The following is a 6,541-nucleotide window of genomic DNA, read 5'->3' as shown; positions in this document are numbered from 1 at the left end:
ATCGTAGTTCATCCAGAGGATTATTATTATAGTTCAGCAAGGAATTATGCGGGATTGGAAAATGATTTAGATATTGTTTTGTTAGATTTGTTTTGAAGTGGATTGCGGGCACGGATTGCAAATCCGCGCTATCGGGTTTATTAAACAAAAAATAAATTACATTCATAACAATCCAGTCAAAGATAAAATCGTAGTTCATCCAGAGGATTATTATTATAGTTCAGCAAGGAATTATGCGGGATTGGAAAATGATTTAGAGATTGTTTTGTTAGATTTGTTTTGAAGTGGATTGCGGGCACGGATTGCAAATCCGCGCTATCTGGTTGTAGGAGATGAACATACTGTTTATGCAGTTACAGTTCAAAAAACTATGACGTATGTACAAATATATTTAGATAATAAGCTAATTAGCATACCAGTGGAGTTATTTGAAATAATTGATTCAAGAGTTTCAAAATATTGGTTAGTTTCTTATGCAAATTCTACAACGCGCCTTTGGCCAAATGAATTTTATAAAGAATATTTTCACGATGATTTATTTGAAGAAGTTCCAGAAGTTTTATCTCAGTTTAGTGAAGTTAAAAACAAATTGGAATCTGAATTTAGTTAAAATCATAAATCCGTTTCCAACGGCATTCAAGATACAGGGATGGGCGCAATAGGTGTCCATCCTTTTGTTTTTCATCTTGTATAAGGTCGAGATACGTCAAATCACAATTCTGTACAGAGCGATTGTATTCAATCAAAAAGAGTGTACAAAATGAACTGTACACTCTTTAAGAACCTAACAATTAGAAATATGAACCTCCAATCATTTCAGTCCATTAAAGATACAAAAAATTAAGTCAAGTGGTGTAATTAAATTGATTTTATTTTTGATAATCAGTCTGTTACAATGTATTTCATTAAGTATTCAATAGAATGGCCCAATGCATTTCAACCAAAAAAGAGTATACAATATAATTTGCACACTCTTTAAAGACCAAAATAATCAGAAAGTGATGAACCATCAATTATTCAGATTTTATAAAGATACACTAAATAAAAGCAAATGCTGCTTAATTAATGGTTTATTTTGGTTAATTGTCTGATAATTAATTCGATACTTTGTTTTTCTCAGGAAAAATACCTTTCAAAAAAGGGGTTTATCCTCGGTATTCCTTTTTAAAGTGCTCCTAATTTTACTCCATTCTAATAAACTGGAAGCGAATGCGCATGGAGGAAGCCGAAAAGCCAGAAAAGAGTAGGTGTTACAATAAAAATTACACAAACGAATAAACAAACTAGAAAGAGTTGGGTAATTTTTCTTAAAGAATTAATGTTTATGAAAAATCGAAGTAGGATTAAGATTACGGTTGTTGATTTCAACAAAAAGCCGGTGAGTACCGCTACGGTTTCCATTTCGAACAATCGAGAAGTAATTGCATTGCGTTTTGACAAGCAGGTTGGAGCGTATGTAACTGGGGAAATCAAATCAGACCGGTATGTTATTACCGTTGCTGAAAAAAACTATGAAACACAGACAAGAAGCGTTTTTGTGGGGCAAAACGCCATTGATGAATTGTTTATTTTAGGCAAAAAAGGAATGCCATTTTACTATAGAGGTACTGTAAAAGTACCATTTGAGCCGATTAAAGAGTATTTCGGAGTGGCTGTTCAGGCCGATGAAGATAGAATGGTTGAACGACAGTTGAATGCTATTGCTCAACGCTACCAATTGCAACCGATGAAAGCCCACCGCAATTTGCTTAAAAACGGATTGGGGATGTTTGCTTATCCTAAGGGAGCATCGGAAGAGGAAAGACAAAAACTACTGGTCACCATTCAAAGGCTCAAAGGTGTTTTGTCTACGGGACCAATTTTAAAACAAAATGAGAAGAACGTTACCCTTTTGACCGATGAAATCATTGTTCGTTTTAAAGGTAGCGTTGCTGAAAAAGAAGTGAGGGTGATTGCCAAGCGATTGGGGTTAACGATACTTAGAACGATTCCTTATGCTGGAAATGCCTACCATTTTAAAGTCCGTTCCGATGGCAATAGCTATAAAAGTCTGGAGATATGCGATCAATTGGTAGCGATGGACTTGGTGCATTATGCCGAGCCGAATTTGTTTCATACGTATGAAGAAGATGCTATTATACCAACTAATTTCTTATTTCCGGAGCAGTGGGATCATCCGTTGATCAATACACCCGATGCATGGCAAGTACTAAGCGATAATTTAGGCGCTTCACAACGTTTCGGAAGTCCGGATGTGGTAGTTGCGGTGGTTGACAGTGGCGTAAATACCAATCACCCGCAATTCAACGGTACAGTATCCAATGGGCAACCTAAGATGATTAATTCGTTCAATTTTGTCAGTATGGTAGCCAATAACAATGCGTTGGGCGGAAGTCACGGTACTTGTTGTGCCAGTGCTTCGGTAGGTTTTACCAATACCACTTCCGTAATGGGAGGTGTTCCCGACGGGAATGTTGGTGTTGCCGGAAACTGTAGGTTGATGGGTATCCGAAGAGGTGGAACAGAAGCGGATTATTCGGATATGTACATTTGGGTTGGAGGATTTGATCCGAATAGTGCCAGAATGGGATTCCCTACGCAATTGGCTCGAGGAGCAGATATTATCACCAGCAGCTATGGAGCAGGTTTTACAGCGCCTATATCCGGTTTTATGCAAGATGCTTTCGATCATTTGACGACTTATGGAAGAGGAGGAAAAGGAATTATCTTGACTTTTTCAGTAGGGAATTATGGATCCAATATTAATTTCCATTTGGAACGACCTTGGGCGGCTTATGAGAAAACCTTTGCTTGTGGTGCCTCGACATTGGCTAATGATGGAACGACTGAAATCATTTCGGCTTATAGTGGTTCAGGTACCTTATTGGATTTTTGTGCACCTAGCCATGACGCGTATGTTGGCGGTTTACCGTTGCACAATCCTTCACAAAATTATGGAGCCATTACCGCTACGGTGCTTAACGGGGTGAGTGATGATGATGGAAATGTTCCTCGTAATAGAGAAAGTCAAACGACACTTTCTGCGGCGGCTGTGGCAGGTGCCACTTCGATTACTGTGGCTTCTGCAGCTGGTTTTGTCAATGGACAAGCTATTTTTATTGGTAATCCGACTATGAATGTTTCTCCTTCCGAAGCCAAAAGAATTACAGGGATTGCAGGGAATACAATTTCCTTTACACCGGCTTTGTTTAACAATAAAGCCAATGGAACCGCAGTATTGTTTGGGAACAGAGATTACAAGAACGGATTTGGTGGTACTTCGTATGCTACACCGGTTTGTGCCGGGGTTGCCGCTTTGATGTTATCGGTTAACAACAAACTGACATGGATTGAAGTTCGTGAAATTATGCGTGAAACGGCTACTAAGATTGATCCGGGTAATACTAATGCCGTTGGAAGATGGAAAGATACCATGAATAGAATTTCAACCGATCCGGGATATACTGGACCCTTTTTCAGTGAGTTTTACGGTTACGGCAGAATCAACGCCGCTTTAGCTGTGAGCACTGCGCATACTTATCCATCGTCACGAGATATCTTCGTGAGAGACAATATGGCCGATACGGGAGCAGGTGCCGCTTCTTCTCCACATTGGCATGGAGTTGATATCTGGGTACGAAACGCCAATGACGGCATTGCTCCGGCCAGTTATGCTACCAATGCCAATACGGTACATCAGTCGCCAATAGCAGGACAAAACAACTATTTGAACGTACGTTATAAAAACAGAGGAACCGTTGCTTCGTATCCGTTTTATATCAGAACCTATATTGTGCATTATGCGGGAGCGGAGTTTATCTATCCGGATAATTTCATTCCGACGGTACGCCCGAATGGTGTTATTCCGAATCCGCTTACGTTTGGAACTTATCTGATTGGTGAGCAATTGGTTAATCCGGTGGCGGCAGGTGCCGATGGATTTATTACTTTAGAATGGACAGCCGATTTGATCCCGCCTGAAACAGTTCTTGTTGATGGTATTGCGGTGAAATGGCATCCGTGTTTGTTGGTGGAAGTATCACCACATGATGGATTTACACCAACAGGGAATCATGTTTGGGACGACAATAATTTGGCCCAAAAGAATATATCGATTGTGTATTCCGATTCCGGTGCAGACAACGCCAGCTTTATCATGTTGGGGAATGCTGCGAGAAGTAGATCCAAAAGTATCACAGTTGAGGTATTTCCGACGCCTAAAGTCAAAACGCCTTATTTCATCTATTTCCCGGATCCGAAAATAAATGAATACTTCCAGGCTTATGCGAAGCAGCATATTCGTGGAGCACGCGTTGAAATGTACAAGCGAAGAACTGTGGTTTGGATTGATCCTACCGTGAAAACTGTTTTTGAGATGCCAACTACAGGATTGATGCCAATGATTGTTGGACTAGGCAGGCAAAAGAGATTCCAGGAAGAGTTTGATTTGAATGTAATTCAGTATACAGGCAAGAAAGTTTCAGGTTCTTGTGGCGTTTCCTTCAGAAATAGATAATTTCCTTAAAAGTAGTTACAATCAGAAACCCTGTGAACCTAGTTTACAGGGTTTTGTTGGTTGGTAAAGTTGGAGAATATACTTTGCCGATTTTTGAAAACTCGATAAATGGGGAAACAGTTGTTCTTAGGTATGTGTTATAAATAAATTTAATAGGTGTAAAAAATTATTAATTTGATTTATAATAAGCGTCGTCCTAAATTTGTCTCATCAAATCAGGATAACGATTTGAATTCTAAAAAGATACTCATTTAAAAAAAAGTAAGATTATGAAATTTACAAGAAAAGCGAATGCCAATTGGAAAGGTACAGGAATGGAAGGAAAAGGAACCATTAGTACACAAAGCACTACTTTAGACAATGCGCAATTGTCGTTTAAAACCCGTTTTGAACAAGGAGTGGGAACTAACCCGGAAGAATTGGTTGCCGCAGCACATTCAGGCTGTTTTACCATGCAATTGAGTTTCCTTTTAAGCGAAGCTGGATTTACACCTGAGGATTTGAATACAGAGGCAAAAGTTACTTTTGAAGACGGTACCATTACCTTAATTCATTTAGAACTTACTGGGAAAGTTCCCGGAATTTCAGCAGAAGATTTTCAGAAAACAGCCCAAAAGGCTAAAGAAATCTGTCCGATATCTAAACTGTTGAATACAGAAATTACTTTGGCAGCGACTTTAGTATAATCGATGCATAAGCAAAAGTAAGCAGTTACTTCAGGATAATACAAAGCCCGGCATTGATGTCGGGCTTTTGTATGTTATAAAAACCGACTAACCGCTTTGGTGAAATAAGGCGAACCATTCCATTTGATTTTGCGGTAGGCGAAATCCTTTTTTAGATTCTCAGGGAGACAATTCCAAATGGCTTCATTCATTTTTTCAAGTAGTAGTTTTTTAGAGAAGGAGTCCGAAACAACCAGGCTGATTTCCCTTACCGGTTTGGGTTCTTTGAAAGGTTTGAAGAGACCTGTATTTTTTTCATTGAGGATAGAGAGCTCGGGTAGGATAGCGAAGCCTAATTGTGCTCGGACTAAATTTTTCAGTGTTTCTATAGAACTGATATCGTACGTAAATTGTTCTTTTATTTTCCCGGGATCTTTTATACCACAGATATCCAGCAGTTGGGCATTGTAGCAAAATTCACTTTGGAGTAATAGCAATTCGGTTTTGTCATTGGGCTGTAGTTCATAAAAATCGCTACCTGCCAAAGGATGTTCTTCGTTGAGGTAAGCCACAAAAGGTTCCCGGAATATTGGGTGTTCAATAAGCGCAGCATGTCCGGTAGGAGTGGCCATGATGGCTACATCGAGCGTTCCGTTTTCCACTTCTTTTAGTAATTGACCTGTATTGGCCTCTTTGATGATGAAATGCACTTTTGGAGCGGCTTTTTTCATGGCTTTGATGAACAAGGGAATGAGATATGGCGATAAAGTTGAGATAATACCCAGTTTCAGTTCGCCTTCCAACACATTTTTCTCATTGATCACAAAATCACGAATTTCATCAGCTTCTCTAAGGATTTTCTTGGCACGGTTGATTATTTCCACCCCGAGAGCAGTTGGTGTAAGTGGTACTTTATTTCTGTCAAAAATTTTAATGCCTATTTCCTCTTCCAGATTTTTGAGTTGGATGGTTAAGCCGGGTTGAGTCACCATACAGACTTCCGCTGCTCTTGCAAAATGTCTTTCTTCATCTAAGGCCACTATGTATTTCAACTGTTGGAGTGTCATGGTTATAAATTTTATTTTATAAAGGTAAGAAAAGAACAATTTTATTTATAAGAAAAAGTCGGAGTGAAGCAATGGTTTTATAAAAGGAATCTCCATTAAACTCAATTTAAAAAAAACATAATACGTAAATGTTTTCCATGCCACAAAGAATAGAAACAACAACATAAAAAGGTGTAGTTTTGTTTTTTTAGATTTGTTTTGATGTTAATTGCGCGTTCGGATTACAATTCCGCGCTATCGGGGTTCCTTAGGCTGTCATTACGCTAGAGTCCAACCACGCTATCGGATAAAAT

At 39.0% G+C, this 6,541-nt stretch carries 4 protein-coding genes and 1 pseudogene; 4 read left to right on the top strand and 1 reads right to left on the bottom strand.

The window, feature by feature from the left end:
- Positions 1–130 precede the first annotated feature (130 nt).
- From ACFO7M_RS16295 to ACFO7M_RS00965, 4 genes and pseudogenes are all read left to right on the top strand, one after another.
- A pseudogene (locus ACFO7M_RS16295) lies at positions 131–283 on the top strand (transposase); the annotation flags it as partial.
- Positions 284–370: 87 nt separating this feature from the next.
- Positions 371–610, top strand: a complete 240-nt coding sequence (locus ACFO7M_RS00975) for a hypothetical protein (RefSeq protein WP_379733555.1) — start codon at positions 371–373, stop codon at positions 608–610.
- 714 nt (positions 611–1,324) lie between these two features.
- Positions 1,325–4,516, top strand: a complete 3,192-nt coding sequence (locus ACFO7M_RS00970; protein ID WP_379733553.1) for a S8 family serine peptidase — start codon at positions 1,325–1,327, stop codon at positions 4,514–4,516.
- 269 nt (positions 4,517–4,785) lie between these two features.
- Positions 4,786–5,202, top strand: coding sequence for an OsmC family protein (locus ACFO7M_RS00965; RefSeq protein ID WP_379715468.1), 417 nt, complete (start codon positions 4,786–4,788; stop codon positions 5,200–5,202).
- Positions 5,203–5,276: 74 nt separating this feature from the next.
- Here the strand turns inward: ACFO7M_RS00965 and ACFO7M_RS00960 are convergent, their stop codons facing one another.
- Complete coding sequence (locus ACFO7M_RS00960) at positions 5,277–6,248, bottom strand: hydrogen peroxide-inducible genes activator (protein WP_379733551.1); 972 nt, start codon at positions 6,246–6,248, stop codon at positions 5,277–5,279.
- Positions 6,249–6,541 lie beyond the last annotated feature (293 nt).

This window comes from Flavobacterium sp. GCM10023249, from assembly GCF_042653365.1.
GTDB lineage: Bacteria > Bacteroidota > Bacteroidia > Flavobacteriales > Flavobacteriaceae > Flavobacterium.
The sequence above is the reverse complement of the archived record's forward strand: the minus strand, read 5'-3'. Positions and strand labels throughout refer to the sequence as shown.

Excerpts from the sequence above, each read along its gene's own strand:
- ACFO7M_RS00960 (WP_379733551.1), bottom strand. The coding sequence starts at position 6,248 with ATGACACTCCAACAGTTGAAATACATAGTGGCCTTAGATGAAGAAAGA.
- ACFO7M_RS00975 (WP_379733555.1), top strand. The coding sequence starts at position 371 with ATGACGTATGTACAAATATATTTAGATAATAAGCTAATTAGCATACCA.
- ACFO7M_RS00970 (WP_379733553.1), top strand. The coding sequence starts at position 1,325 with ATGAAAAATCGAAGTAGGATTAAGATTACGGTTGTTGATTTCAACAAA.
- ACFO7M_RS00965 (WP_379715468.1), top strand. The coding sequence starts at position 4,786 with ATGAAATTTACAAGAAAAGCGAATGCCAATTGGAAAGGTACAGGAATG.